Origin of the sequence: Ectothiorhodospira sp. BSL-9 (assembly GCF_001632845.1) — a bacterium.
GTDB lineage: Bacteria > Pseudomonadota > Gammaproteobacteria > Ectothiorhodospirales > Ectothiorhodospiraceae > Ectothiorhodospira.
The window spans coordinates 1,400,530-1,424,696 of the sequence record NZ_CP011994.1 but is presented as its reverse complement, the minus strand read 5'-3'; the positions used below and the strand labels follow the sequence as shown (position 1 = coordinate 1,424,696).

General features: G+C 61.7%; 25 protein-coding genes and 2 pseudogenes. 11 read left to right on the top strand and 16 right to left on the bottom strand.

The features are described from left to right. Positions 1 to 8 precede the first annotated feature (8 nt). The 4 genes from ECTOBSL9_RS06735 to ECTOBSL9_RS06715 all read left to right on the top strand — a co-directional run bounded on the left by ECTOBSL9_RS06735 (position 9) and on the right by ECTOBSL9_RS06715 (position 3,779). Positions 9 to 800 (top strand): Rpn family recombination-promoting nuclease/putative transposase, encoded by a 792-nt coding sequence (locus tag ECTOBSL9_RS06735; protein ID WP_256366335.1) that lies wholly within the window; start codon positions 9 to 11, stop codon positions 798 to 800. Between the two features lie 256 nt (positions 801 to 1,056). Continuing rightward, the gene (locus ECTOBSL9_RS06730; protein WP_205632026.1) at positions 1,057 to 2,745 is read left to right on the top strand and encodes a DEAD/DEAH box helicase; all 1,689 of its coding nucleotides are present in this window, start codon (positions 1,057 to 1,059) and stop codon (positions 2,743 to 2,745) included. Positions 2,746 to 2,854: 109 nt separating this feature from the next. Next, positions 2,855 to 3,172, top strand: a complete 318-nt coding sequence (locus tag ECTOBSL9_RS06725; RefSeq protein ID WP_156500063.1) for a hypothetical protein — start codon at positions 2,855 to 2,857, stop codon at positions 3,170 to 3,172. A 364-nt stretch (positions 3,173 to 3,536) separates the two neighbouring features. Continuing rightward, on the top strand, positions 3,537 to 3,779 hold the full coding sequence (locus ECTOBSL9_RS06715; RefSeq protein ID WP_063466051.1) for a hypothetical protein: 243 nt from the start codon (positions 3,537 to 3,539) through the stop codon (positions 3,777 to 3,779). 104 nt (positions 3,780 to 3,883) lie between these two features. Here the strand turns inward: ECTOBSL9_RS06715 and ECTOBSL9_RS06710 are convergent, their stop codons facing one another. The 7 genes from ECTOBSL9_RS06710 to ECTOBSL9_RS17155 form a co-directional block, all read right to left on the bottom strand. Continuing rightward, positions 3,884 to 5,041 carry an RNA-guided endonuclease TnpB family protein gene (locus ECTOBSL9_RS06710; protein ID WP_063464413.1) on the bottom strand — a complete coding sequence of 386 codons (1,158 nt, stop codon included), beginning with the start codon at positions 5,039 to 5,041 and terminating at the stop codon, positions 3,884 to 3,886. 70 nt (positions 5,042 to 5,111) lie between these two features. Next, complete coding sequence (locus ECTOBSL9_RS06705; protein WP_063464412.1) at positions 5,112 to 5,483, bottom strand: GNAT family N-acetyltransferase; 372 nt, start codon at positions 5,481 to 5,483, stop codon at positions 5,112 to 5,114. A 138-nt stretch (positions 5,484 to 5,621) separates the two neighbouring features. Further along, positions 5,622 to 5,831, bottom strand: coding sequence for a hypothetical protein (locus ECTOBSL9_RS06700; RefSeq protein ID WP_063464411.1), 210 nt, complete (start codon positions 5,829 to 5,831; stop codon positions 5,622 to 5,624). After that, positions 5,828 to 6,622 (bottom strand): ExeA family protein, encoded by a 795-nt coding sequence (locus ECTOBSL9_RS06695; RefSeq protein WP_063464410.1) that lies wholly within the window; start codon positions 6,620 to 6,622, stop codon positions 5,828 to 5,830. The genes ECTOBSL9_RS06700 and ECTOBSL9_RS06695 overlap by 4 nt, the downstream gene beginning before the upstream one ends. Positions 6,623 to 6,627: 5 nt before the next feature. Next, positions 6,628 to 7,986 (bottom strand): DDE-type integrase/transposase/recombinase, encoded by a 1,359-nt coding sequence (locus ECTOBSL9_RS06690; RefSeq protein WP_063464409.1) that lies wholly within the window; start codon positions 7,984 to 7,986, stop codon positions 6,628 to 6,630. A gap of 131 nt (positions 7,987 to 8,117) precedes the next feature. Beyond that, positions 8,118 to 8,651, bottom strand: coding sequence for a DUF6431 domain-containing protein (locus ECTOBSL9_RS17480; protein ID WP_240481077.1), 534 nt, complete (start codon positions 8,649 to 8,651; stop codon positions 8,118 to 8,120). Positions 8,652 to 8,758: 107 nt separating this feature from the next. Continuing rightward, positions 8,759 to 8,980, bottom strand: coding sequence for a hypothetical protein (locus tag ECTOBSL9_RS17155; RefSeq protein WP_063464407.1), 222 nt, complete (start codon positions 8,978 to 8,980; stop codon positions 8,759 to 8,761). 111 nt (positions 8,981 to 9,091) lie between these two features. Between ECTOBSL9_RS17155 and ECTOBSL9_RS16485 the strand changes: the two are divergent. Beyond that, positions 9,092 to 9,208, top strand: a pseudogene (locus ECTOBSL9_RS16485) (transposase); the annotation flags it as partial. 83 nt (positions 9,209 to 9,291) lie between these two features. Here the strand turns inward: ECTOBSL9_RS16485 and ECTOBSL9_RS06675 are convergent. After that, positions 9,292 to 9,582, bottom strand: a complete 291-nt coding sequence (locus tag ECTOBSL9_RS06675; RefSeq protein ID WP_063464406.1) for a nucleotidyltransferase family protein — start codon at positions 9,580 to 9,582, stop codon at positions 9,292 to 9,294. A 405-nt stretch (positions 9,583 to 9,987) separates the two neighbouring features. Between ECTOBSL9_RS06675 and ECTOBSL9_RS06670 the strand changes: the two genes are divergently transcribed. After that, positions 9,988 to 11,304: an ATP-binding protein gene (locus tag ECTOBSL9_RS06670; protein WP_082829789.1), complete on the top strand. Its 1,317-nt coding sequence runs from the start codon at positions 9,988 to 9,990 to the stop codon at positions 11,302 to 11,304. A gap of 80 nt (positions 11,305 to 11,384) precedes the next feature. On the opposite strand, the gene ECTOBSL9_RS06665 is transcribed toward ECTOBSL9_RS06670, so the two are convergent. The 3 genes from ECTOBSL9_RS06665 to ECTOBSL9_RS06655 all read right to left on the bottom strand — a co-directional run bounded on the left by ECTOBSL9_RS06665 (position 11,385) and on the right by ECTOBSL9_RS06655 (position 16,026). Next, a complete protein-coding gene (locus ECTOBSL9_RS06665) occupies positions 11,385 to 15,254 on the bottom strand; it encodes a DUF3427 domain-containing protein (RefSeq protein ID WP_063464405.1) in 3,870 nt (1,289 codons plus the stop codon). A gap of 82 nt (positions 15,255 to 15,336) precedes the next feature. Then, complete coding sequence (locus ECTOBSL9_RS06660) at positions 15,337 to 15,765, bottom strand: putative toxin-antitoxin system toxin component, PIN family (protein WP_063464404.1); 429 nt, start codon at positions 15,763 to 15,765, stop codon at positions 15,337 to 15,339. Positions 15,766 to 15,774: 9 nt separating this feature from the next. After that, complete coding sequence (locus ECTOBSL9_RS06655) at positions 15,775 to 16,026, bottom strand: type II toxin-antitoxin system Phd/YefM family antitoxin (protein ID WP_040405933.1); 252 nt, start codon at positions 16,024 to 16,026, stop codon at positions 15,775 to 15,777. Between the two features lie 177 nt (positions 16,027 to 16,203). On the opposite strand from ECTOBSL9_RS06655, the pseudogene ECTOBSL9_RS16935 reads away from it, so the two are divergent. From ECTOBSL9_RS16935 to ECTOBSL9_RS06645, 3 genes and pseudogenes are all read left to right on the top strand, one after another. After that, positions 16,204 to 16,311 (top strand): annotated as a pseudogene (locus tag ECTOBSL9_RS16935) (Rpn family recombination-promoting nuclease/putative transposase); the annotation flags it as partial. A gap of 92 nt (positions 16,312 to 16,403) precedes the next feature. Beyond that, positions 16,404 to 17,657: an IS256 family transposase gene (locus ECTOBSL9_RS06650; RefSeq protein WP_063465985.1), complete on the top strand. Its 1,254-nt coding sequence runs from the start codon at positions 16,404 to 16,406 to the stop codon at positions 17,655 to 17,657. 16 nt (positions 17,658 to 17,673) lie between these two features. Beyond that, positions 17,674 to 17,901 carry an Rpn family recombination-promoting nuclease/putative transposase gene (locus tag ECTOBSL9_RS06645; RefSeq protein ID WP_063464403.1) on the top strand — a complete coding sequence of 76 codons (228 nt, stop codon included), beginning with the start codon at positions 17,674 to 17,676 and terminating at the stop codon, positions 17,899 to 17,901. A 147-nt stretch (positions 17,902 to 18,048) separates the two neighbouring features. Here ECTOBSL9_RS06645 and ECTOBSL9_RS06640 read toward each other — a convergent pair whose 3' ends face one another. From ECTOBSL9_RS06640 to ECTOBSL9_RS17470, 3 genes are all read right to left on the bottom strand, one after another. Next, a complete protein-coding gene (locus ECTOBSL9_RS06640) occupies positions 18,049 to 18,489 on the bottom strand; it encodes an HIT family protein (RefSeq protein ID WP_168161543.1) in 441 nt (146 codons plus the stop codon). Further along, complete coding sequence (locus ECTOBSL9_RS17475) at positions 18,420 to 19,109, bottom strand: serine hydrolase (RefSeq protein ID WP_082830044.1); 690 nt, start codon at positions 19,107 to 19,109, stop codon at positions 18,420 to 18,422. The genes ECTOBSL9_RS06640 and ECTOBSL9_RS17475 overlap by 70 nt, the downstream gene beginning before the upstream one ends. A 296-nt stretch (positions 19,110 to 19,405) precedes the next feature. Next, positions 19,406 to 19,867 carry a hypothetical protein gene (locus ECTOBSL9_RS17470; RefSeq protein ID WP_240481076.1) on the bottom strand — a complete coding sequence of 154 codons (462 nt, stop codon included), beginning with the start codon at positions 19,865 to 19,867 and terminating at the stop codon, positions 19,406 to 19,408. A gap of 78 nt (positions 19,868 to 19,945) precedes the next feature. On the opposite strand from ECTOBSL9_RS17470, the gene ECTOBSL9_RS17825 reads away from it, so the two are divergent. Beyond that, on the top strand, positions 19,946 to 20,425 hold the full coding sequence (locus ECTOBSL9_RS17825) for an isoprenylcysteine carboxylmethyltransferase family protein (protein WP_063464401.1): 480 nt from the start codon (positions 19,946 to 19,948) through the stop codon (positions 20,423 to 20,425). 20 nt (positions 20,426 to 20,445) lie between these two features. Here ECTOBSL9_RS17825 and ECTOBSL9_RS06625 read toward each other — a convergent pair whose 3' ends face one another. Together ECTOBSL9_RS06625 and ECTOBSL9_RS06620 are read right to left on the bottom strand one after the other, a co-directional pair. After that, positions 20,446 to 20,715 (bottom strand): hypothetical protein, encoded by a 270-nt coding sequence (locus ECTOBSL9_RS06625; RefSeq protein ID WP_240481074.1) that lies wholly within the window; start codon positions 20,713 to 20,715, stop codon positions 20,446 to 20,448. Between the two features lie 516 nt (positions 20,716 to 21,231). Further along, positions 21,232 to 22,428: an IS4 family transposase gene (locus ECTOBSL9_RS06620; RefSeq protein WP_063463543.1), complete on the bottom strand. Its 1,197-nt coding sequence runs from the start codon at positions 22,426 to 22,428 to the stop codon at positions 21,232 to 21,234. 534 nt (positions 22,429 to 22,962) lie between these two features. Here ECTOBSL9_RS06620 and ECTOBSL9_RS06615 point away from each other — a divergent pair. Continuing rightward, positions 22,963 to 23,952, top strand: a complete 990-nt coding sequence (locus ECTOBSL9_RS06615; RefSeq protein WP_063464399.1) for an Rpn family recombination-promoting nuclease/putative transposase — start codon at positions 22,963 to 22,965, stop codon at positions 23,950 to 23,952. Positions 23,953 to 24,167: the final 215 nt, after the last annotated feature.

Sequence of the window (24,167 nt, the reverse complement as noted above, 5' to 3'; positions counted from 1 at the left end):
ATTCAGCCCTGGAGAAGGTCAGCGGCTCCTACGTGACCGACGAACTGCGCGATCGCGAGGATGACATCATCTGGCGCGTCCGCTGGGGAAAGGACTGGCTGTATGTCTACCTGCTACTGGAATTTCAAAGCAGCGTGGACCGTTTCATGGCGGTGCGCATCATGAGCTATGTGGGACTGCTCTACCAGGACCTGATCCGCCAGAACAAACTCACGCCCAGCGGCAAGCTGCCGCCTGTCCTGCCGGTGGTGCTCTACAATGGAGAGGAACGCTGGCGTGCGGCACCTGACATCGCCGATCTGGTCGAACAGGTACCGGGAGGACTGGAACGCTACCGCCCTGCCCTTGGCTACCTCCTGCTGGATGAAGGGGCCATCGTCAATGACCCGGCCTGGTCGGAGCCGGCACGCAACGTGGTCGCCGCCCTCTTCCGGCTGGAGAACAACCGTGACGAGCAGGAGATGCTCAATGTCCTGGGCAAGCTGGTGGAGTGGCTCAAGGCACCCGAGCTGAACGATCTACAGGAACTGCATGAGGTACACACCATGTTGGCTGAACGCATCAAGAAGTGGCCGGAACGCTGGCGCCAGGAGGGCCTTGAGCAAGGTCTGGAACAAGGGCTAGAACAAGGCACTCGTCGCATGCTGGCCCGTCTGATCGCCAAGAAGTACGGCGCGATCCCCACATGGGCGCAGACCCGACTCGACCAGGCCGGCTCAGAGCAACTGGAAACCTGGGCTGATGCCATCCTGGAGGCAGAGACGCTTGAAGCCTTGCTGAGCGAGACGCCCAGGCACTGAGCTCCATCGCACCCTTGCGCGAGATCGTGACCGGGCCGCATCCATCCGGAATAATCACCACCAGTACGCCGGTGAAGAGGAGTTAATGATCGCTGAGGGCGAACAAGAGGAGTTACGGCGGTTACGTGAAGAAAACGCTCGCCTCAAGGATTTGCTGACCCGCCATGGCATCCCATGGGAAACAAGGGGCGCCGCTAACCCCATTCCAGCGCCGGAGAAGACACCCCCACACATCCATTAAGGTGGCTTCGGTAACCTGATCGCACTGCCCCTGCAGAAACAACCCAGGGGCCTGGGTCGCACTGTGTTCGTGGATGAACACCTGCAACCCTATCCGGATCAGTGGGCCTTTCTGGCATCCGTGCAACCCATGTCCCATCATGACCTGGAGAATGCGCTCCTGCGGGCCAGCGACGGTCGCCACCCGCTGGATGTGGCCTTCACGTCAGAAGAAGTAGATAACGCACCCTGGAACCCCCCCTCTTCGACACCCTCCAGGATGAGCGGTCCATTACCGGACTCGCTCCCGCTGGTACTGGCCAACCAGATCTTCATCGCCAAGGCGGACCTGCCGCAAGCATTGGCCAATCGACTGATCCGCCTCGCCGCCTTCCAGAATCCGGAATTCTACAAGGCACAGTCCATGCGCCTGCCGGTGTGGAACAAACCGCGCATCATAGGTTGCGCCGAGAATCTCCCTCGGCATGTTGCCCTCCCGCGCGGCTGCCTTGAAGCCGTGCTGGATCTATTGCGGCAGAACCACATCCGTCCAGAGTTGCAGGATGAACGCCTTGCCGGGCAGAAAGTGAAGGCCAGATTCACCGGCACCTTGCGCACGGATCAGAAAGCAGCCATGCGGGAGATGATCCAACACGAATTCGGCGTACTCTGTGCGCCGACGGCCTTTGGCAAGACCGTGACCGCCGCCGCCCTGATCGCCCGGCGCAAGGTCAGCACCCTGGTACTGGTGCATCGCACGGAATTACTCCGTCAGTGGCAAGCGCGTCTGGGTGGATTCCTGGATCTTCCCAAAGGGGTACTGGGTGTCATTGGCGGGGGCAAGAAAAGGCCATCTGGCCAGATCGACATCGCCGTCATGCAATCACTGACACGTCGTGAAGACCTGGGCGAGTTCCTGGATCAGTACACCCAGATCATCATTGATGAATGCCACCACCTGTCGGCCTTCTCCTTTGAGTCGATACTCAAGCAGGCCAAGGCGAAATACGTGGTGGGTCTGACGGCAACCCCCGTTCGGCGGGATGGCCATCACCCCATCATTTTCATGCAGTGCGGACCCATCAGGCACACCGCCAGCAGACCCGAAACGGTTCCGACAAAGCTCGAAGTCTGGCCGAAAATGCTACCCGCGCCGGAACTGGCGCCAGACTCACCCATACAGGACGTATTCCGCGCTCTGGCCACCGATGATTCACGCAACCGGTGCATCGCCGAGGATGTGCTGGCCGCCTACCGGGAAGGGCGCAAAGTGCTGGTGCTCACCGAGCGAACAGACCACCTGCCGTTATTGCAGGGAGCTTTGGGGAATGAAATCGAACATGTTTTCGTGCTGCATGGCCGCCTGTCGAGGAAACAACGCATGGCGGTGTTTGCCGAACTGGAATCACTGGACGAATCCACGCCCAGGGTATTGCTGGCCACCGGCCGCCTGATCGGTGAGGGCTTCGATCATCCACCGCTCGATACCCTGGTACTGGCCATGCCCATCTCCTGGAAAGGGACCCTGCAGCAATATGCCGGGCGCTTGCACCGGGAGCATGTCGAAAAAAGGGACGTGCGGATCCACGACTACGCCGAGATCGATCAGCCCCAGCTTGCCCGCATGTGGGCCAGGCGCCAGCGAGGATATCGGGCCATGGGGTACGAATTGAAAACGACCTTGATCCCCGCTGCCGAGCACGCAGATGAAACGTGGGACGCCTGATGTTCCACAAGAGCATGACAACATATGCTGCATGAAGGAGCCATCGTCAACGATCCGAGCTGGTCGGAGCCGGCACGCAACGTGGTCGCCGGCTCCGAGGCTATATATCGTGCGACGACAGCGCAACGAGGACATGGCCACTCGAAGAAAGCCTTCTTTGGATCCGGAAACCCTGTTGGAAGAGATCCTCATTGATGCGTATGGCGACGATGAGCAGCTCTGGGCGTTGCATGCAGGGATCGAGGATGGCCTGGATCTGCCGATGGATGTGCACGTCATTGGTGAGCCCCTCACCCCTGTGCTACCTGCCAGAGCGCGATGTTTTCTGCGGTTTGCTTGCGTCGATAGGGGGGCAATATCCCGGTCCGACGGACCGCCTACTTGCCCGCCATTTTTTTGCGGCTTCGTACTCGGCATCCAGGCCTGACTGGGAGTCGAGCGAGGGATCGATCTGCTTCAGGCCGACATGCGTCATCGACAGCAACTGCAGGCCAGAGAAATCGCCCGGGAGCGACTCCAGCGTGTAGCGTTTGGCGGGGGCGTTGACGGAAAGACCGCTTTGCCGAGCCTCGCGAACACGGTGGTGGTCAGCTGCTGTTTGTCCACGTTCTCGAGGGTTTCCAGCGCCCCTGCCATGTACATCACCGCATCCATGCGCAGGCCTCCCTCAGCGCTGCGCTTCATGCTGTCCTGGGCCAGGCGGCTGATGGCCTTCTTGGCCTCGGCGGGATTGGGGAGTTAATATCAATGCAATCAAAGCTTAATCTTGAGAGAGGTTGATGGAGAGCATTATGGCCAGCATCACGATTCGTAATCTCGACGAGGGTCTGAAGCATCGCCTGCGCATTCGCGCGGCCGAGCATGACCGGTCGATGGAGGAGGAAGCGCGGGAAATCCTGCGCCAGGCCATCGGTAAGCCGGTGGCATCCAAGAACCTCGGCGAGACTATCCACCGCCGGTTCGCGGCGCTCGGTGGGGTGGATCTCGACCTGCCACAGCGGGAACCGATGCCCGAACCGCCGCGTTTCGATTGAAGCGTGCCGGCGATGATCCTGATCGACACGAACTTGACATCCTCCCCTCCCTCTCGCTGACGCTCGCCGCCCAAAGGCGGAAAGGAAGGGGATTCCTACCGTGTTCAGCCCGCCAAGGCTGACTCACCTCGGTGGGTTCCTGCTGCTGACGGCATTACCGCACCGTTCACTTCACAGGCTAACCGGGCGTGTCCCGCCCTTAAAACATTGATCGCGCCGACCATATCGGCGTTTTCCTCGAAACCGCACTCGATGCAGGCGAACCGCTCCTGTGTACGACGGTTGTCCGCTGACACATGGCCGCACGCTGGACACGTCCGGCTTGTGTTCTGCGATGACACAGCGATGAGATACCCGCCCTTCCAGGCCAGCTTGTAGTCCAGTTGGCGGCGGAACTCAAACCAGCCTTGATCGAGGATGGATTTGTTCAGGCCGGACTTGACCCGAACGTTCTTGCCCGGTTGCTCGGTGCTGCCTGCCGCCGACCTGGACATGTTCCGTACCTGCAAATCCTCGATGCACACCATCGCGTGGTTTTGGCTGATCGCGGTCGTGGTCTTGTGCAGGTAGTCGCGGCGGGCATTGCCGATTCGGGAATGAATACGGTGGACACGAGCTTTCGCTCGACTCCAGTTGCTGCTGAATTTCACCTTGCGGCTCATCGCTTGCTGCGCTTTTCGCAGCGCGGCTTCATGGCGCTTGAAACTGTTAAGCGGTGAGACATACGAGCCATCCGAGAGGGTGGCAAAGCGAGCGATGCCCATGTCGATGCCGACTGCGCCGCCCTGCGGGATGGGCTGCTCGACCTCCCGCTCGGTCTGGATCGACACGAACCACTTACCGCCGTTCTGCGACACGGTGACGTTCTTCACCGTCCCCAGCACGTCGCGGCTGTTGCGGTAACGCAGCCAGCCGAGCTTGGGCAAGAACAGGCGGCTGTTCGCCTGATCGAGCTTGACCTGTTTGGGATCGGGATAGCGGAAGCTGTCCGACTGGCCCTTCTTCTTGAAGCGCGGAAAGTCCGCCCGCTGGGCGAAGAAGTTGGTGTAGGCACGCTCCAGATCCTTAAGCGTCTGTTGCAGCGGATGCGTTGGCGCATCGGCCAGCCACGGCGTCTCCGGGCCATTGCGCCACTCTGTGAGTAGCTTGCACAGGCCCGCATAGCCGAGTTTCTTCTCGCCGCGCTCGTGGCGCTCCTTCTGCAACGCCAGCCCCTTGTTGAAGACGAATCGGCACGAAATCACTGGGCGGACGAGGGCCATTCAAAACCACTCGGCAATATAACATCTGCCATTTGCGCAAACGCATCGGTGAGGCCGAAGGGTCCCTCCCCTACCAGAAGACAGGATCATTGAGCGCCGGGATACAGCGCGGCGCCCCCTTGAAAGGCACCATCTCTCCACCCGCCAGGGATTGTCCCAACCAGCCTTCGGGTTGCTTCAATTTGAAGGGCGCCGGAGCCAGCGCCTCGGTGATGGGCTTGAAGCCGACACACGAGTAGTAGTTCGGATCACCATAGGTCAGGACCACATCAACCCCTGAGTTCCTCAGCGCTTCCAGACCATGGGCCAGGAGTTTCTGGCCGATGCCTTGCCCCTGCCACCCGCTCGCAACGGCCACCGGTGCAAGGATGAACACGGACCGGTCATCCTGATCGTAGGTCAGCCGGGAGAAGATCGCCCCGCCGACAATCGCCCGGTCCATTTCGGCGAGGAAGGCATGTGTTACGTCCCACCCTATCCAAGGCTTTCCATCCCGGCCTCTGTGAGGTGGGATAAAGGGCCCATCCCGAGCTGAGCGCGGAAGGTAACACCTCCGCGCGCAGCCTGGGACGGATGTGACTCAGAAGGGTGGCTCATCGCCCGGCAGCCGGCAAGCCCGGCGGGGGGTGGTGACGTCGTTGTCCGGTCTTTCCTCTTCCTGGCGCAGTTGCGCGAAGTACACCGACTCCAGGTGATCCACCAGGTTGAGCAGGACGGTGTGCAGGGCGCGCACCGTGTCGGGGTCCAGGTCCGGGGGCAGGACCGGCTTTTCGATGTTCTGGGTATTCATCGCAGGGCCTCGATGGCTTCCTGGAGCAGTTCGTCGGGGAGGTGATTCAGTCCCTTGGGCACGGCCAGTTTCATGGCGGTACACAGGATCTGGCTGGCGGTGCGGGGTCGGCCACGGCTGGCCATGAGCAGCAGGTGTAGGCCGGAGTCGGACATCAGTTGCTGCTGCACGCCGGCCTGCTTCAGTCCATGCCTGACCAGGGCGGTGAACTGCTCGGGGTCGTCGATGGGGGGCAGTTGGATATGGCACTGCAGACGGCTGGCCAGGGCCTCGTAGGGGGCACGCTGCAGGGTCTGGGCGAGGCTGGGGTGTCCCACCAGCCACAGGGTCATTAGGTCCTGGGAGTCGAAGGCGAAGTTGATGAAGGCCGGCAGATCGCGGAAGAACTCGTTGGGCAGGTTCTGGGCTTCGTCGATGATCCACAGGGGCAGCAGGTGTTTTTGCTCGGCCATCTCGCGCAGTCGGGCCTTGATTTCCCGCCACAGGGCGGCGCGTCGATGCGGGGGTTCCAGGCCAAGGGCAAGGGCCAGTGAGCGATACAGGTCCAGGCGCCCGAAGTCGGTTTCGGCCAGATAGATGACCTCGAAGCGATGCGGGTTGAGGGGTTGCGTCAGTTGGCGCAGGGCGGCGGTCTTGCCGACTCCCGGGGGGCCAGTGAGCAGTCCCACGCCGGGGTGTTCGAGCAACCAGTCGAAGCGTTGTTTGAGTAAGCGCAGCGGCTCGGTATCGAACAGCGCGCGGCTTTGCTTGCCCAGGGGGTCCTGGGTGAGACCGAAGTGTTCACGGTACATGGGGTTCATGCCTCCTCGTTCGCGTCGGTGTCGAGCACCCAGTCGACCTGCTGTTGCTGCAGGGCCAGCTCGATGGCATTGGGTCCGGTTTGGGCGGTGGGGGACGGATCGGGGATGACTGGCTGCTGACGTCGACGTTTGAGGTTGGCGCGGGCATCCAGGGGCGTGGCCTTGCCCACGGGCTGCTCCTGGGCATCGAGCACGGCCACCACCTGGCGTTGATGGGGATCCTCGACCAGGATGACGCTCTGACCGACGAGTTCGAAGGGTACCTCAAGGTACTGCCCGTGCAGCGAGACCGTGCCATCCTTGCGCACCTTGCGGGTGTGATAGTGATGGAACAGGGCGTCGAGTTCGGTGGCCAGGGGCCCCAGGGGGCGGATGTTGACCAGGTCCTGCTGATAGCGGGCCAGCGGGGTGAGGCCATTGAGGCCGGCATGGGGCGTCACATGGTAGTCCTGGTCCAGCCAGGCCCACAGACGCGCGTTGAGATCCTCCAGCCCCTGGATCCGCTGCAGATCCAGCTCGCCGAGGAAGTGATCCCGCACTCGGCGATGCCAGCGTTCGATCTTACCCTTCCCTTCAGGCTGGTAAGGCGCACAGTAGACCATATGGATCTTCAGCCGCGCGCAGATGGCCTGCAACTGGGTGCTACGGTATGCCGCCCCCTGGTCCAGCATCAGCCGTGACGGCAGGCCGCGCTTGAGCAGGGCCTGCTTGAGCACCCCCTGGATGGCCAGGGCCCCCTCGTCGGTACAGAAGGCGCTGTGGGTGATCAGTCGCGAGGCATCATCCATGAGCGAGACCAGATAGACCTTGCGCAGCCGCCCCTTCACCGGGATCTTGGGGCCATGCATGACGTCGCCCTGCCACAGATCCCCGGCATGATGGGCCTCGAAGCGTCGCCGTTCCCGGGGTTGACTGGGGGATCCCGCAGTGTGGGAGAGCCCATGGCGCCGCAGCAGACGGTGAACGCTGGAACGGGACAGCACTCCCCGGGCCACCCGACCCTCCTTTTCCAGCAACCGGATCAGGGCGTTGAGGGAACGTTGTGGGTTGTCCTGCTTGGCCTGCAGCAGGGCCTGTTGCAGCGCCGGGTCGATCTTTGAGGCGCCCTGATCCGAGCGGGAGCACGGCGCCAGGGCCTCGATATCACCGCGCTTGTAGGCGTAATACCAGCGCTCGATAGTCTTCTCCGCCAGACGCACCGGCCGCCCGGTGGTGGGATCCAGGTAATCCCGGGCGGCCAGGGCTTGCAGGTGCTGTTTGAGCTCACCCCGGTGCAGTGGCGGACAGGCTGCCAGCGTGCCGAGCACGCTCAGACGGAACAGGGCCATGGGATGGATGGGTTTGCTGATTTTCATGGGCAGGCCTCCTGGGGCCGGATAGGGAACGCCCAGCAAAACCCAGCGCCCCACCCCGTCCAAGGGGCAGACTGTGTGGAGTCATGGAAACACGACTGACCCCCTGTCCCGCCACGGGCATCCCCGTGCCTTCATGGGATGGCGATCCCGACATGCTGTACCAGGATCATCGCCGCTGACAGCGGCATGCAGGCCAGCACCGCCGGCCACAAGGTGGCCATGCCGGGATAACGCCCCCACCCAGGGTCGTGCTGACACAAGGCAAAGGCGTGCAGGTGAAACCGCTCCCGCCAACGGTGCATCCACCGCCCCAGGGTGTGCCTGCCCGGCATCCCCTCCCGGCTCAGGGCGCGGCAGGAACGCCCCGCCAGGAGTGCCAGCAATGCCCACTGCTGTACCGCCCACAGATACCAACGATGTGGGGGAATGCACTCGGGCAACCTCGAACAGGTGCGGCAACACCCCGGGCATCGAAATCGCGCAATGGGAATCGGATTCAGGGTGCCACCACGATCCCGGTCGGCCTTGCGGCCATAGCACCCGTGGCACCACAGCCCGGCGCGACCACAATGCGGGCACCGCTTGGGTCGATACCCCTCGGGATGAGTCAACAGGGCCGATAAGTGTTGCTCAAGGGACGCAATCCCTGGCAGGATCAAAGCCATGGCCGGTGCCTTTTGGTGTTGTGATTTGGTCGAAGATTTCACACTACCAGAGGTGCACCGGCCTTTTCTTTGACCCGGATGTCCCGGATTGAAGGCGGGGATGTGCTTTAACAGGCCCTCAAGGAACCTGGGATGGCGAGGGGGTGGTAAGCGGGATCAGTGCGGGACGTAACAGCATGGAGATCCGGCTCGGTGGTGTCGGCCATCTGATGGCGAACCAGACTGCCAATCAATGCGCCCTCCTCCATGCCCTCGGCGTGGGCGAAGGTCGCACGGAACAGATCAATGATGTCCTGTTCACGCCCTTTGAACTCTTTGGAAAATTCCATGGATGGCCCTCCTTCAAAGTCCCCTTCCCATCAACACGGCAATCACCCCCCTCCCGAAGCGGCAATCGGCGTCCGAAAAGATGCAGCGCCTGTCAGCGGTCATGGTCGTCACTGGAATACCGATCCAACAATAATGTGGTGTTTGCCTGCCAGTACCATGTCATCTTTTGCCCGAAATATCGGCGGAAGGTATTGGTGGATGAGGTGGAAATCCGACTCAAGGCGATTGCCAGTCAAGGCCGTCGGTGTAGGCGAGCACCTTTCCGGCGATCATGTCGTCGAGTTAGAAACGCCATTCGCGCTGCCTCGCATCAGACATTGACCCGCTCCTGTTCAATGTAGGGGCGCAGCTCCGGCCGCAGGGCCTTTTCTGTGACCAGGTCGACCGGGCAGCCGAGCATGTCCTCCAGATAGAACTGCACGCCGAAATAACGTTTGGAGGTGGCCGGGCCGTCAAAGGCCACCAGCACATCGACATCGCTGCCACTGCTTGCCGTATTGCGGGCGGTGGAACCGAACAGGGCCAGCCGGGTCACGCCGAAACGGGCCTGCAACTCAGGCTTGCTGCGGCTTAGCAGGTCAAGGGCACGCTGTCTGTCCATCGCTCAGCCTCCAAAGGCGGATTCAATGGTCAGGGTCGTCATGGCCTCTCCTCAACGTACCAGGGTTTGCAGGTGTTTCTTGGTCAGGAAGGCAGTCCGGCCAGCTTGCCCACACAGACGAATAAGATCAACGGCCCCCCGCACCGCCGTCACCGACACCACCACGCACGCGGTCGACGCCACGCAAACCGTTCCTGCGCGCATCGGGTCAGGCGGGAAATTTCCCGGGCTTGACCGGCGGCCTCCCCAGCAGGCAGCGCAGTTGGTCGGAGGGCGATGCAACAGCTGGACTAAGCGAAGCGCCTGAGACCAATTAGCCGAGCGATAAAAAATCAATTGGACGGTCGACCAGAAATCAATTGGACGCTAACCTTGCCAGCAACTGGACGCTAGCAGAGGCGCAACATGGCATCCCCCTATCTCCCACGCTTGATTCGCGCTCGATTGCTTGAATCCCTTGCCGATACGCCGGTGGTCTGCCTGTTGGGGCCACGGCAGGTAGGCAAGACGACACTCGCCCAGCGCATCGACCCCGAGCGCACCTACCTGAATCTGGATGACCCGACGCTGCTGGAAGTCGCTCGGCAGGATCCACTCGGCTTCGTGGAGGGCCTGCCTGAACGCGTCATTCTGGACGAGGTACAGCGGGTGCCGGAGCTGCTGCTGGCAATCAAGTCGGTGGTGGACCGTGATCGCCAGCCAGGCCGCTTCCTGCTCACAGGCTCTGCCAACCTGCTGTTGTTACCCAAGGCGCAGGATTCCCTGGCTGGCCGCATGGAAGTCATCTACCTGCATCCGCTGACCGAACAGGAGAAACGTGTCAGCACCTCGACCCTGCTCGGCACGCTGGTGGAGGGTCAGCTAACGCCCAGAATGGTGCCGGACACCGCGCCACTGGCCCCAACGGCAGAGGTACTATGTCAGGGCGGCTATCCCGAACCCAGCCGCCGTCCGCCCCACCGGGCACGTCAGTGGTATCGCCAGTACCTCAACGCCATCGTGCAGCGCGATGTGCGGGATATCGCTGCCATCCAGGACGAAGATGGGATGCTGCGCCTGATGGAGTTATTGGCCTACCGCACTGCCAGCCTGCTCAACGTCAGCAATCTGAGCAAGGAGCTGGGGATAGAGCGTGCCACCGTCGCCAAGTACCTTGGCATCCTGGAGCGCCTCTTTCTGGTTAAACAGCTCCCCGCCTGGCACCGTAATCAGGCCAAGCGGCTGATCAAGAGCCCCAAGCTGCATCTGGTGGATACCGGACTTGCCGCCGCCCTGGGGCGTCTGGGACCGGAACAGTGGCTGACCCATGCAGAACGCTTTGGTGCCCTGCTGGAAAGTCACGTGGTCGAGCAGTTGGTCGCTCAGTCTTCCTGGGTCGATCCGGAACTACGATTTTCCCACTACCGGGACAAGGACCAGGTGGAGGTCGATCTTGTTATCGAGCGTGGCCAAGAACTCTGGGGGGTGGAGGTCAAACGTGCCGCCAGCCTCCAGGGCAAGGACGCCGCCGGACTCGCCAGGCTCGCCGACCAGGCCGGCCAGGGCTTCCGCGGGGGTATGCTGATCTACACCGGCCGCCACTGTCTCAAGTTGCCGGTGCCGGGCTGCTTCGCGGTGCCTATCGGCATGCTGTGGGGAGAGGAGCCGGGCCAGACCATCTCCAGCGAGGCTGCCATGCAGGCCCTGGTTGACCAGGCCCAGGATCTGGATATGGGCTACTGAAATCCCCAGCCCCGCGATACTGCCGGGCCAGCGGTGATGACAGCGCCTGCTTGTATGTGACGACAGCCGACCAGTGCTCTTCACCCATCAAGTTGCGTTGCAGATTGAAATGCTCCGGGGTGCTGGATCACCTCAAAGTCCACACTCATCGGCCCACTGCCCTGGTGCTTGAGATACTGCACCGGCCCGTAATAGGTGAATGGCGCCGCCTTACCCTGCTCCAGCTTGTTTTCCCGGACAAAGAGGTGGATACCGATACCCATCTCCTCATGATGAATGATCTCCCGTCCCCGTTTGCTCTGAGGCGTTGTCTGATTCTGGGTCTGCCAGTGGAACCGGGTGTCGTCCACCCAATGATCCAGATAGCGATGATCAGCCGTCTTGCCCTGCTTGTTCAGGGTCACCAACAGCACATGGACCTTTTGTTCCCCGAGCACCACATGGCCACTGTTCCAACTGCCCGGATTGAACTGGGCGTTGAAAAGGCCGGGTATCTCTTCCCGGGCAAACCGTTCCCCCACTACCATCCATAACGGATCCAGCACCCCCTTGAATCGGGCAAAGGTGCGGAACTGCTCCTGTAGCTCCGGCGTGACCACGATGTCCTCGTAATCCGGGTTGCTGGCCCGGAGGCGGTACTGGCCGCTCGGATCCTTGAGCACCTTGCGCAGCAGGTACTGATTGTCGCCCGCGCCGTCCTGACGCTCGATGGCCAGGATCTCGCCGGTGATGCGACCCGCACTCTCGGCACTGGCCAGTTCCAGCAGCAGATAGTCGCCATCCTCCACGGGCTGCTTACCACCGTTCATGGAGTTGCCGGAGGCGCGGGCAATGAAGTGCCGACCGGGATCCAGACGACCATAACCTTCCGGCGGGAGACTGCGGTATTCCTCGCAATCGGCGGTGCCCGTCTTGAAGTGGCCGCAGGCAATCTTAAGGTTGGGAAAGTACGGCAGCGAGACCTGTTCCGGCCTGCGGCTGGACAAGGCCGTGACCGTGGCGCCACCCAGACCCTGCCTGACCTCATAGGTGGCCAACCGGTAATCCACCAGTTCCTGCACCAGGGCCGTCAGGGTGGAAACGTGGTCTGGAGCCACCGCCTTGGCGCCGATGAAACGATCACCCTCAAGGGTGAAAAAAGACCCACCGACCCAGGCCGCCACTGGGTTCTTCCGCCAGTAACCCAGCCAGCCATCCGGTGGTTCGGTGAGACCCTGATAGGCGTCCGGCAGGTCGGCCAGCAGCGGGCGGCGGCGCTGCAGCACCTGCCAGGAACGAGCAGCAAGATCCGTCAGCGTCGGCGCCTCCCGCCAGCCATCCCGTTCCAAAAAGGCCTCCAGGAGAACCATCTTGTAGCTCTTGGTCATGGCGGTGGTCTCCAGTTCCCGGAGCAGGTCCGCCTGATGCTGGATGACCGCCCGCTCATCGGCCTCAAGACCCGTTTCCAGAGCAGCGATCAGCCCGAACCAGTGACCATACTGACGACGCACGGCCTGCAGGCTGGCACCGGCACGGTAGAACTCGGTCAGGGTTGGCCGACGGCCGAGGGTGTCGCGCAGGGTGTGGTACTGATCCTGAAGATCGCTGCCCCCCAGGGATTTGAGAAAATCGATGAACCGCAGGTCGTAATTGACGTAACAGCCCGTGGGCAGATCCAGAGTCTGAGCTTCCAGATCGCGGGCAAACCGGGCCAGATCCTGATGGGTCATGGTCCGGTTCATCAGCGCCATGGGCTTGTGCAGAAAGCTCTGGTGATTGGCCACGAAATCCAGCACTACCAGTCTCTCCTTCGCCTCGGCCTTGCGCAGGCCCCGACCCAGTTGCTGCAGGAACAGGATGCGGGATTCGGTTGGGCGCAGCATCATCACGGTGTCGATGGCCGGCAGGTCCACCCCCTCGTTAAACAGGTCCACGCAGAACAGCACCTGCAACCGGCCATTGGCCAATTGTTCCAGCGCCTCGCCCCGGGACAGCCTGGAATCGGCATAGACCGCCGCTGCCCTGACGCCCTGCCGAGCAAACTGGTCGGCCATGTAATCGGCGTGGCGGGTGGAGATGCAAAAAGCCAGGGTGCGCCGCTGAGCCCGTTCCCGCCAGGTGCTCAGGGCATGACGGGCGCGGGCCAGGGTCGCCAGCCGGTTGCCCAGCAGATCCGGATCGAAACGGCCATTGCGCCAGGGGATGCTCTGGTAGTCCACGTCCTCGTCGAAAACCCCGAAATAGTGGAACGGCACCAGCAGATCCGCGTTCACCCCGGTGAACAGGTCGCTCTCGAACACCAGGTTGTCATCGCACAAAGAGAGGATGCTGGCATTGTCGGTGCGGTCGGGGGTGGCGGTGAGGCCCAGCAGGAAGGTGGGGGCAAAGTGGTTCAGCAGGCGGTGATAGGTGGGCGCGGCGGCGTGATGGAATTCGTCCACAACGATGTAATCGAAATGCCCCGGCCCGAAGCGCTCCAGATGATCGACACGACCCAGGGTCTGGATCGAGGCACAGAGGATGTCCACCTGAGCATCCCGCTGGCGCCCATGATAGAAGCCGATCCGGGCACTGGGCCGGATACGGGCGAAGGTGCCAGCAGCCTGGTTGAGAATCTCTTCCCGGTGGGCCACGAACAGGATCCGGCGAGCGTTCGCCTGTTGCGTGTCGAAGGCAGCAAGCCAGGTCTTGCCCAGACCGGTGGCCATGACCACCAGCCCGCGTCGGTAGCCGTCCAGGCGCGTCTGCTCCAGCGCCTCCAGGGCCTGCGCCTGGATGTGGGTCGGCGTGGGTGGCGGCTCCGACTCGGTGCTGCCCGGCTCCCATGAACGCTCCGGCGGAATGCGGCGTGCCTCGTAGGCATCGATCCATTCATCGGACAGGGCCACCGTGGCCGGATCGTTGAACAGGGCCTGGAACTGCTCACGGGCCTCCAGAAATCCCTTGTCCCCCGGATAGTTGATCCGGTAGTTCCATTCCAGGCCCTGCTGCAGGGCCTGGCGGCTGATATTGCTGGAGCCGATGAAGGCGCAGCCCCAATGGGTATCGGTCTCCTGCGAACCAGCAAACAGGTAGGCCTTGAGATGAAAGCTCCCTCCCCTGCTCTGGTAGACCCGCACCTGAGCGCCCTGCTCCTGCAGCAGCATGAGGGCGCGCAGGGCCTGGGGATCGGTGATGTCCAGATAGTCGCTGGTGAGGATGCGGATGCGGGCGTGTGTGCGGCCAGTGGCTTCGCGATCCAGCGCCGTCTGCAGATCAGGCAACAGCAGGCGCAGGCCGGTGTGCTTGATGAAGGCCACCGCCATGTCGATGGCATCGGCGCGGTGAATGCTGCTGCACAGGTGGGGCAGGAAGGGATGGTCATCGCCGCCCGTAATGAGTTGGCGGGTAGCCTTGTGGAGCAGGCAGTTCAGCCAGTGCTCTTCCCGATCGGGGCGCCGATCCTCGGTGAGCCAGCATTCCAGCTTGGCCAGTCCGGTGAGTTCCCGAGTCCAGACGCGGATCTGGTCTTCATCGGCATCGGTGAAATGTCGGCCGTTGCGATCACGTTCACCCGTTCCCAGCTTGAAGCTGCAATAGATGACACCGCCCGGTTTCAGGGCCTGCCAGAGCGCATGGAAGTTGGCGGGCAAGTGGGCGGCAGGCACATGCAGCAGGCTGGCGCAGGCCCAGATGCCGTCATACCGTTCAACCTCGTCCACCTCATCGAACCGCCGAACGGGCACCGGCCGGCCGAGCAATTGTGAGGCATGGTCCGCCAGCGCCACGCTGGCATCGAAGGCACTGACACCATAGCCCCGCCGCTGGAAGGCCAGGGCATCGCGTCCGGCACCGCAACCGGCATCCAGCACCTGCGCGCCGGCCGGCAAGTAGCGCAGAAAGCACTGGTACAGGGGTTCCATGTCCACGTGCAGGGTGTCGGCGATGAACTGGCCGGCGTGCTGGTTGTAGTAGTGGGTGGTGTCGTTCACGTCCCTGGTGCCGGGAATTGATTCAGCTGTGCAGCCTGTTGAAGAGGTGTTTACAAAATTAGGGCATCATTCGATGCATTGATCATATCAACGCGAGATAATCGGCTGGCGAGAGGATGCGCAGCCCGTGGCTTTGCCAAAAGTCATTGCCGAGTATCAATAAATCCTGATCGCCAGTGACCAAACATTGTGCCTCACCATTAAGGGCCACATGCAGCAGCATGTCATCCTTAGGGTCGCGACAGGCCTGGATGCGATGCTGAATCGGGACCACGCGTACGACTCCGCCAAGCAACTTGAGGAATTGCTGCCGCGCTTCCAGAGAAACATAGCGATCAAACTTGGGGCGGGAAAGGACATTGGCCAATTCGGTCAATGTTTCTTCGGAAGCCAGCAGAACGCCCTGGGCCAGCGCCTTGTCCACGGCACGCCCGGCTGTACCTTGTGGCACCAGCATGCGGCTGATCAGAGTATTGGTGTCCAGGACCAAGCGGGTTTCTTCCGTGCGCATGGCAGGTCTTCAATCGTCCGAGGCGAGCAACTCAGTCAGTTTGGCTTCGTCCAGGCCAGCGGCTTTGGCCTGACTACCGATGCGGTCACAAAAGCGCTGGAACTCGGCGATGTTGAGTCTTGTCAGGCGTTCGTACTCTGCCATGGAGAGCACCACAGCAACATCACGCTTCTGGCGCTGGATAATTACCGGCTCCCGGCTGGCGGTATCGATTAACTTGGCAAAGCCCTGTTTGGCCTCGCTGGCGGTGATGGTGCGCATGAGACCCTCCATTCTTGCAGGGAGCAATGTTTTGTCCATTTTAGACAAAATGGACAAAACATCAAGCTGGTTCCGACCCCACCATTGACCCAGTGCCCATGGCCTTCTTGATAATCTCCAGCAGACGGCGCTTACGCTGCTGGTAGAAGGCGTCGAAGTCATCGGCGCGCAGCGTCGCTGTATGTCTACCTGCTGCTGGAATTTCAAAGCAGCGTGGACCGTTTCATGGCGGTGCGCATCATGAGCTATGTGGGACTGCTCTACCAGGATCTGATCCGAGTTAAGCTCAGATCTGGTGTATGGGGGAAGGAAGTGAAGGTGGCGTATCCTGTTGATTGATCACGACCAAGATCTCAATCAACAAAAGCGGATACGCCATGACCAAGTCTACCCTTCAAGCTGTTTCACAACCAGAACCGCAGGCCACGGATCCGCTGCACGAGCTGCTGCGCCAGGGTGCCCGCGACCTGATTGCCCAGGCGGTCGAGGCCGAACTGGCCACTTTCCTGGCGCAGCATGCCGAGCAGCGCCTCGACGATGGGCGCCAGGCGGTGGTTCGCAATGGCTACCTGCCCGAGCGCACGGTGCAGACCGGGATCGGTGATGTCAGCGTCCAGGTGCCCAAGGTGCGTGACCGCAGTGGCGGTGGCGCCTGCTTCAACAGCAGTCTGCTGCCGCCCTACCTGAAGCGGGCTCGCAGCGTTGAGGAGTTGATCCCCTGGCTCTACCTGAAGGGGGTCTCCACCGGGGACTACCAGGAGGCCCTGAGGGCATTGCTGGGTGAGAAGGCCAAGGGGCTCTCGGCCAACACGGTTTCACGGCTCAAGAAGCAGTGGGAGGATGAGCACACAGCGTGGCGGCAGCAGGACCTGTCAGACCGCCGCTACGTCTACTGGTGGGCTGACGGCATCTACAGCAAGGTGCGCATGGATGACCGCTTGTGCCTGCTGGTGATCATCGGGGTCACGGAGCATGGCCGCAAGGAGCTGGTGGCTGTCGAGGATGGCTTCCGTGAGTCGGCGGATAGCTGGGAGGCGCTGCTGACCCACTTGCGGGAGCGCGGCCTCACCACCGGCCCCAAGTTGGCTGTGGGCGACGGTGCCATGGGGTTCTGGGCAGCGCTGAGCAAGATCTATCCACAGACGGACCATCAGCGCTGCTGGGTCCACAAGACAGCGAATGTGCTCAACAAGCTGCCCAAGTCGGTGCAGCCCAAGGTCAAGTCCGATCTCCAGGAAATCTGGATGGCGCAGACCCGAGAAATGGCTCACCAGGCCTTTGATCGCACCCTGAAACGCTTCGAGGCCAAGTACCCCAAGGCGATGGCCTGCCTGGCAAAGGATCGGGATGAGCTGCTGGCATTTTACGATTACCCTGCGGAGCATTGGGTGCACATCCGAACCACCAACCCGGTGGAATCGACGTTCTCCACGGTTCGCCTGCGGACCAAGCGCAGCCGGAGCTGCGGATCCCGGGCGACGACATTGGCGATGGTATTCAAGCTGCTCCAGAGTGCCCAGAAGCGCTGGAGACGCATCAAGCATTTCCAGAAACTGGAACTGGTCGTCAACAACGTCAAGTTCCAGGACGGAGAGCAAGTAATCGATCAGTCAGACAGGAAGGCCGCCTGACCGCCGTACACCAGATTTGACAATAACTCATCTGATCCGCCAGAACAAGCTTACGCCCAGCGGCAAGCTGCCGCCTGTCCTGCCGGTGGTGCTCTACAATGGAGAGGAACGCTGGCGTGCGGCACCTGACATCGCCGATCTGGTCGAACAGGTACCAGGGGGACTGGAGCGCTACCGCCCTGCCCTTGGCTACCTCCTGCTGGATGAAGGGGCCATCGTCAATGACCCGGCCTGGTCGGAGTAGTTTGGATCACCATAGGTCAGGATAAAGTCATGATGTCGATCCACTTGCCCGGGTTGTCCAGGCCTCATGCTCAGGGCCAGGCCACTGGGCTGGTTGGGTGTCCAGGCGGCATCAATGGCAAGGAGGGTCTGGGTTGAGCGAGCCGACCTATCGCACATAGCCTGATTCAGCCTCGTCAACAGCATGAAGATCCAGCGCGTGGCGCAGATGGGCTACCAGGTCGGCCTGCTCCTCGGGAGCGTAGGGCTGCGGATCACCGTGCCCCCAGACCGGCCCCGGCCAGGCGGGATCACCGGCGCGGCGCCCCACCACGTGCCAGTGCAACTGGGGCACCAGATTGCCCAGTGTCGCGAGGTTCGTCTTTTCAACGCCGGGCAGGACTGACAGCACACGAGCACATTCGGCAAGCACCCCATCCACCGCCATGCGCTGACCAGGTGTGAGTTCCCACCACTCGCGGAAGCAGCCCATCGCCGGGATCACCAGCAGCCAGGGATAGTGCGCGTCCCGGAACAGCCTCACCAGACAGCCATCCCGCGTTCCCACTGCCACGCTGTCCGCCTCCAGACGTTCATCCAACTCGAACACGGCAATTTCTCCTGTCGATCCACGTCACACGTAGGATACATGCAGTTGGTCGATCCGGCCGCACCAACCCTGTCGCCTGAGGTACACGCCATGTTGGCTGAACGCATCAAGAAGTGGCCGGAACGCTGGCGCCAGGAGGGGCGTGAGCAAGGCACCCGTCGCATGCTGAGCCGGCAGATGGTCAAGAAGTCCTGTTCCCGCCCTCTGAACGCTTTAGAAAATTCCATGGGTGGCACTCCTTGGAGGTCTCCTCCCCCCCTGTCAGGAAAGAAGTCACCTTCCCAGCCCGCGGTGTGATTGGGCAGTTGCAGCAGCGTGACCTGGGCGGTTGCGGCGGAATCCGCCAGACGAAATCCCGGCCCGTACCGGTGCACCGGCGCGTCCAGGTCCACGTGCCCGGCCTCTGCCAACCTGACCACCGCCGTGGCGGTCAATGTCTTGCCAATGGAACCCGCCTGGAACAGCGTGTGTTTATCGACCGGTAACGGGTTCTCGATGCTCGTCACCCCGTGGCAAGCAATGCTTTCCTTCCCGGCGCGCCACACACCAGCGACCACGCCGGGCAGAGCGAACGCCTCGGCGAGATCAGCAATCAACTCCTGCAGCGCATGCGGGTTCATGCGGGTTCATGCGTCATAATGTCCACCCACTTGCCCGGGTTGTCCAGCGGAGATCCTTCGATAGCGCCCAGGTGCTGGAAATTTTGGGCCCCAACATGCCACCTGCACTGCAGGTTTAACCTGAGTGCAAAAGGTTGGTGTCGGCTGTCGGCCCTGAGCTGCCGCCCGGTTCTTCGGGACCAAAGCCCGCACAGACCCAGGCTGCGGACACTCCCCCCATACTGAGACGGCCTTGGTGGGACGCTTGGACGTCTCCTGGCCACCTTGAAGAAGTGACTACGAAGGATCCCTGCAAGCTAACTGCCTTCGAGTGCCTGCTCCAGATCAGCCACTTCAAGCTTTTTCAGGCTGAAGAGTTTCCAGCGGACGGCTGGAAGGGTTTGTGCCTGAGGCAAGCCGATCGCTTCGAAATAAGGTAGCGCCGGATCACTGAACAGGGACAGCGGCCGACTTCCCAGCGCTGCGTCGAGGGTCAGGCGTGAAAGCCAGCTTGGAGTGTCATCGCCGTGGAGCCAGACGGGGGGGGTGCGCACCAAGCGAAAGATAGTGGTGGTAGCCCTGTAGACCGAGGGCGGATATGCCGCCCACATGCGGCCTGATAATCCATGATGTGCTGGAGAGAGGACGCAACTCTGCCAGTCGGGGGGTACAGGTTGCGGGCCGGGGCGTCGGAAAACACCGCGCTCCAGCCGGTCCAGCCAGCCCCGATCCTCCATCCAGCGTGCATCCACCACGAAGCCGGCAAGAATAGCTTCCAAGACACCGCACAGAGCTTTGCAAGGCTTAGCGAGCGCTCAGGGTCGAAATCAGGCATCCATATCAGCAAAGTAGAAACAATGACTCTGAAAGATTCGGCAGCGTGGTGGACAAAGGTGGCAGCCAGTGGCGTACTCATCGGCTTGGTGATTGAGCGCTTCGTAGCGGGTGGGCTACCAGGCTGGCCGAGTCCAGCTATCCCCCTCGCCCAGTTACTGGTGGTCGTCGGTGGCTGCATCACGCTGGCGCACTACACCGTACTTCGCCGCAAAGGTGTTACCTGCACTGAGCCGCAGGAGCTGGTTCGCAGCGGTGGCCTGTTCCCTTCCACGCGCCACCCCATGTATCTCGGGGACGCCGTCACCTGTGTCGGCCTGGCCATGCTTGCCCCCAGTGTTGCCGCTGGTCTGATACTGGTGGTGGCCATCGCTGCATTGGTGATTCAGGCGCGTCTTGAAGACAAGTTCCTGGCGAGACGCTTTCCAATAGAGCACGGCCAATGGCGCGCTCGAAGCGGGCTACTGCTACCACGGTTGTCGCCTTCGCGGGGCGTTGGGTAGCAGGCCGAACGCCCACGGCTTCACTCATCGAAGGCCAACTCGCCCTGCTCCCAGAGCACCGGGTCTTCAGCGACATTGACAACCGGCACCAGGGTGCTCACGCGCACGCCCAGCAGCCGCAACGGCCGATCCATCGGCGCCCGGCGCAGACACTCCCGGCTGGCGGCCAGCAGACCCGCCGAACCTACCTGCGTAAGACCATCCGGCTTGTCGAACTCCGAAGCCATCTTCGCCAGCCGCTTGTTGGGCGCGATGCCGATCGAGCAGGACAACCCCGTCGCCGTACGCACCGCCTCCTTGATCCGGCGGGCGATTGGCTCAGGGTCGTTGCCGTGAGAGGTCAGGTCGCGGCATTGTCCATGAATCCGTCAAAACCTGCACAGCCTCGGGGGGCCGGGCTGCTGACTGTCAGCCTCGCCCTGGCCTTTTGTTGCGTCGGGCGTCTTCCTGTCGGGCAGCATCGGGGAGCCCCGTGGGTTCAGCGCTACCCAGGGCGGAAAACGGTCAATAGATGCTGCTCCTGAAGGGTATTTTCGATCGCACCCGTTCGCACCATGACCATGCGCCATCCGGGGCATACCCGCGCTCGATCAGCACCCGAGCGGCCACAGTACCGGCACGCCCCAGGCCGCCCTTGATGACAGGAACATATCAGTAACACGGCACCTCATCCGCCCGATTCAGAACCAAAAAAAGCCGCCCAGGATAACCTGTAAGCGGCTGTTTTTGTTATCTATTTTATGGCGCGCCCGGCAGGATTCGAACCTGCGACCCCTGCCTTCGGAGTCTGGGATATCCCCACGAAATCATGCAGGGATCCCAGCGGCAAACACAGTTCGTATGGCCGATCTGATGCGGTGTAAGGTGTCGTCGAGGATGTTGGCGGATTCCCGCCGCAATATCCTCAATCCCAGGAAAAAGTGGGATAACACCCGTCGCTTGGCCGTGTTCGGCTGGTAATGACGGTGGCGTCCCTCGTGCTCTGCTGCCAAGCCCACCAACCAGGCTGCGAAGCTGGCCAGGGCAGCAATCAGCAACAGCACATCAAATCGTTGCGCGGAGCGGGACCTGGAGCGATTCACGCCAAGTCCATAATGCTCGTTCTTGCTGGCTCGAAAATCCTCTTCAATCTGCATCCTCAGCGAATAGAGGGCTATCACCCGGTCGGTGATCTTCGACCCTCCTGGCAGGGAGGTAGCAATCACCCAGGGTTCCCGTTCGCCCGCTGCATGCGCGCGACTCTTGCCGCTCTGGGCACGCTGACCAGACCGGGTCGCATGAATACGCCCTTGGAGAGTCTTGCGCAGGCCATACACCTGGCACACCAACGAATCGTTACGAGTCATGGCAAAGGCACCCATGTGGGTCGGCTGATTCTCATCCAGCAAGCACCCCAACTCGCGGGTATTGAGCCAGGTGTCCTCGCCTGGCCGCGTCATCTGGACCAGGCCTCGCGCTCGGCCCACCCAGTCCCAGCCCAAGGCCTCCACGGCGCGAAACCAGGGTTTCTTGAAGCCGGCGTCCGTGACGATCACCGGGCAGACTCCGGCGGGCAAAACCTCCGAGAGGTGCTTCAAAAAATCCTCCTGAATCTGGCGGTTCGCGTACTTGGCCTGAGGGTGGCACTCCTGGTACAGGGTTCTTCCCTGGCCACCCACGGGCACCGAGGCGCGCAACACGTGAATGCTCTCATCCACTGCCACCGGCGACCAATCCACCAGAATCACCGGGCGCTCTTCCTGGCCAACCAGCCAGTGAGCCATGGCCTGATAAACCGTCGCCGCCTCTTGATGCATCCTGGGGTTACCCACCAGCCGATCCATCTGCTTGATGCTCGCCTTTTCTGTGATCTGCCGCTGCGATGCCCGGCCAAGACCGGTAACCGAGGTGGTCTGCCCGTCCAGGGCCGCCGCCGTCGCGGTCAACAGCGCGTTGAAGCGGGTGCGGTGAATGGATTGACAAGCAACCCCCAAGTTTGCGTGAATCAGGTCCGTGGCGTGCATCGGCTTGTTTCGTGCTTCTTTTTCGGCTTCGTAACCTTAAAGAATCACGATCTTGCCGGTGCATGTCCACCCCTACCTCCTCTTATCCCACTGTTTCACAAGGAATTCTGCCTGCGAAAACGTGGGGATACCTCAGCTTCGGAGTGCAGAAAATATGGGCGCACATGGATGGGCACATATCGGCGTTAATCGACTCTAAATCGGCTAATAACTCACAAGCCCTTGATTTTAAAGAAACAGAAGGTCTTCCAAAATGTGCCAATCAACGTCGATTTAGACCTGCCACACCAGACACCTGCCGGCATACGGCACAATCCTGGGCACGCTATGCAGCCCCCAAAAACGAGTTCTGCCCTCTGCGCCCACCCCAGCTTCCGGCCCTTCACTGCACCACCAAAATCCATCAGAACAGTCTGTGAATATTGTGAAATTACCGGCCCTGGATACGTTTCCATTCGAGGATCTCGACGCACCTTTGGGGTATCCTCATCATGGCCCCATTCATTACACCGGATGACCAGACCGCCTGCCCCCATGACCCATCACGACAACAGCTACAAGCTGCTCTTTTCTCACCCACGCATGGTTCGCGACCTGCTGACCGGTTTCGTCAGGGAAGCCTGGGTGGAACAGCTCGATTTCACCAGCCTGGAGAAGGTCAGCGGCTCCTACGTGACCGACGAACTGCGCGATCGCGAGGATGACATCATCTGGCGCGTCCGCTGGGGAAAGGACTGGCTGTATGTCTACCTGCTGCTGGAATTTCAAAGCAGCGTGGACCGTTTCATGGCGGTGCGCATCATGAGCTATGTGGGACTGCTCTACCAGGATCTGATCCGCCAGAACAAACTCACGCCCAGCGGCAAGCTGCCGCCTGTCCTGCCGGTGGTGCTCTACAATGGAGAGGAACGCTGGCGTGCGGCACCTGACATCGCCGATCTGGTCGAACAGGTACCAGGGGGACTGGAGCGCTACCGCCCTGCCCTTGGCTACCTCCTGCTGGATGAAGGGGCCATCGTCAATGACCCGGCCTGGTCGGAGCCGGCACGCAATGTGGTCGCCGCCCTCTTCCGGCTGGAGAACAACCGTGACGAGCAGGAGATGCTCAATGTCCTGGGCAAGCTGGTGGACTGGCTCAAGGCACCCGAGCAGACGGGCCTGCGCCGAGCCTTCGTGGTCTGGATACGGCGTGTCCTGCTCCCCCATCGGGCACCCGGCATGGAGTTGCCCGAGCTGAACGATCTACAGGAACTGCATGAGGTACACACCATGTTGGCTGAACGCATCAAGAAGTGGCCGGAACGCTGGCGCCAGGAGGGGCTTGAGCAAGGGCTGGAACAAGGGCTGGAACAAGGCACTCGTCGCATGCTGGCCCGTCTGATCGCCAAGAAGTACGGCGCGATCCCCACATGGGCGCAGACCCGGCTCGACCAGGCTGGCTCCGAGCAACTGGAAACCTGGGCTGATGCCATCCTGGAGGCAGAGACGCTTGAGGCCTTGCTGAGCGAGGCGCCCAGACACTGAGTCACATCGCGCCCGTGTATGGGATGGGATCGCGAGCGGGGCGCAACACCCTGAATAATTGTTGTTTCCCACCCCCAATCGCTGATCACCGCCTGATCTGAAGCGGATTATTTCCCCGTTGATAGGGCCAGAGTGGTGGCAGAGTGTGAATCGGGTGTGAGGTCAGCTGCCCGGATTGGCTCACCGGGCTGGCGGAACCGGGGCGGACGGGGGCA

Bases quoted from the DNA above. Each gene is read 5' to 3' on its own strand.
- ECTOBSL9_RS06715 (WP_063466051.1), top strand. From the start codon at position 3,537: ATGGCCAGCATCACGATTCGTAATCTCGACGAGGGTCTGAAGCATCGC.
- ECTOBSL9_RS06710 (WP_063464413.1), bottom strand. From the start codon at position 5,041: ATGGCCCTCGTCCGCCCAGTGATTTCGTGCCGATTCGTCTTCAACAAG.
- ECTOBSL9_RS06705 (WP_063464412.1), bottom strand. From the start codon at position 5,483: ATGGACCGGGCGATTGTCGGCGGGGCGATCTTCTCCCGGCTGACCTAC.
- ECTOBSL9_RS06700 (WP_063464411.1), bottom strand. From the start codon at position 5,831: ATGAATACCCAGAACATCGAAAAGCCGGTCCTGCCCCCGGACCTGGAC.
- ECTOBSL9_RS06695 (WP_063464410.1), bottom strand. From the start codon at position 6,622: ATGTACCGTGAACACTTCGGTCTCACCCAGGACCCCCTGGGCAAGCAA.
- ECTOBSL9_RS06690 (WP_063464409.1), bottom strand. From the start codon at position 7,986: ATGAAAATCAGCAAACCCATCCATCCCATGGCCCTGTTCCGTCTGAGC.
- ECTOBSL9_RS17480 (WP_240481077.1), bottom strand. From the start codon at position 8,651: ATGGCTTTGATCCTGCCAGGGATTGCGTCCCTTGAGCAACACTTATCG.
- ECTOBSL9_RS17155 (WP_063464407.1), bottom strand. From the start codon at position 8,980: ATGGAATTTTCCAAAGAGTTCAAAGGGCGTGAACAGGACATCATTGAT.
- ECTOBSL9_RS06675 (WP_063464406.1), bottom strand. From the start codon at position 9,582: ATGGACAGACAGCGTGCCCTTGACCTGCTAAGCCGCAGCAAGCCTGAG.
- ECTOBSL9_RS06670 (WP_082829789.1), top strand. From the start codon at position 9,988: ATGGCATCCCCCTATCTCCCACGCTTGATTCGCGCTCGATTGCTTGAA.
- ECTOBSL9_RS06660 (WP_063464404.1), bottom strand. From the start codon at position 15,765: ATGCGCACGGAAGAAACCCGCTTGGTCCTGGACACCAATACTCTGATC.
- ECTOBSL9_RS06655 (WP_040405933.1), bottom strand. From the start codon at position 16,026: ATGCGCACCATCACCGCCAGCGAGGCCAAACAGGGCTTTGCCAAGTTA.
- ECTOBSL9_RS06650 (WP_063465985.1), top strand. From the start codon at position 16,404: ATGACCAAGTCTACCCTTCAAGCTGTTTCACAACCAGAACCGCAGGCC.
- ECTOBSL9_RS17475 (WP_082830044.1), bottom strand. From the start codon at position 19,109: ATGAACCCGCATGCGCTGCAGGAGTTGATTGCTGATCTCGCCGAGGCG.
- ECTOBSL9_RS17825 (WP_063464401.1), top strand. From the start codon at position 19,946: ATGACTCTGAAAGATTCGGCAGCGTGGTGGACAAAGGTGGCAGCCAGT.
- ECTOBSL9_RS06620 (WP_063463543.1), bottom strand. From the start codon at position 22,428: ATGCACGCCACGGACCTGATTCACGCAAACTTGGGGGTTGCTTGTCAA.
- ECTOBSL9_RS06615 (WP_063464399.1), top strand. From the start codon at position 22,963: ATGACCCATCACGACAACAGCTACAAGCTGCTCTTTTCTCACCCACGC.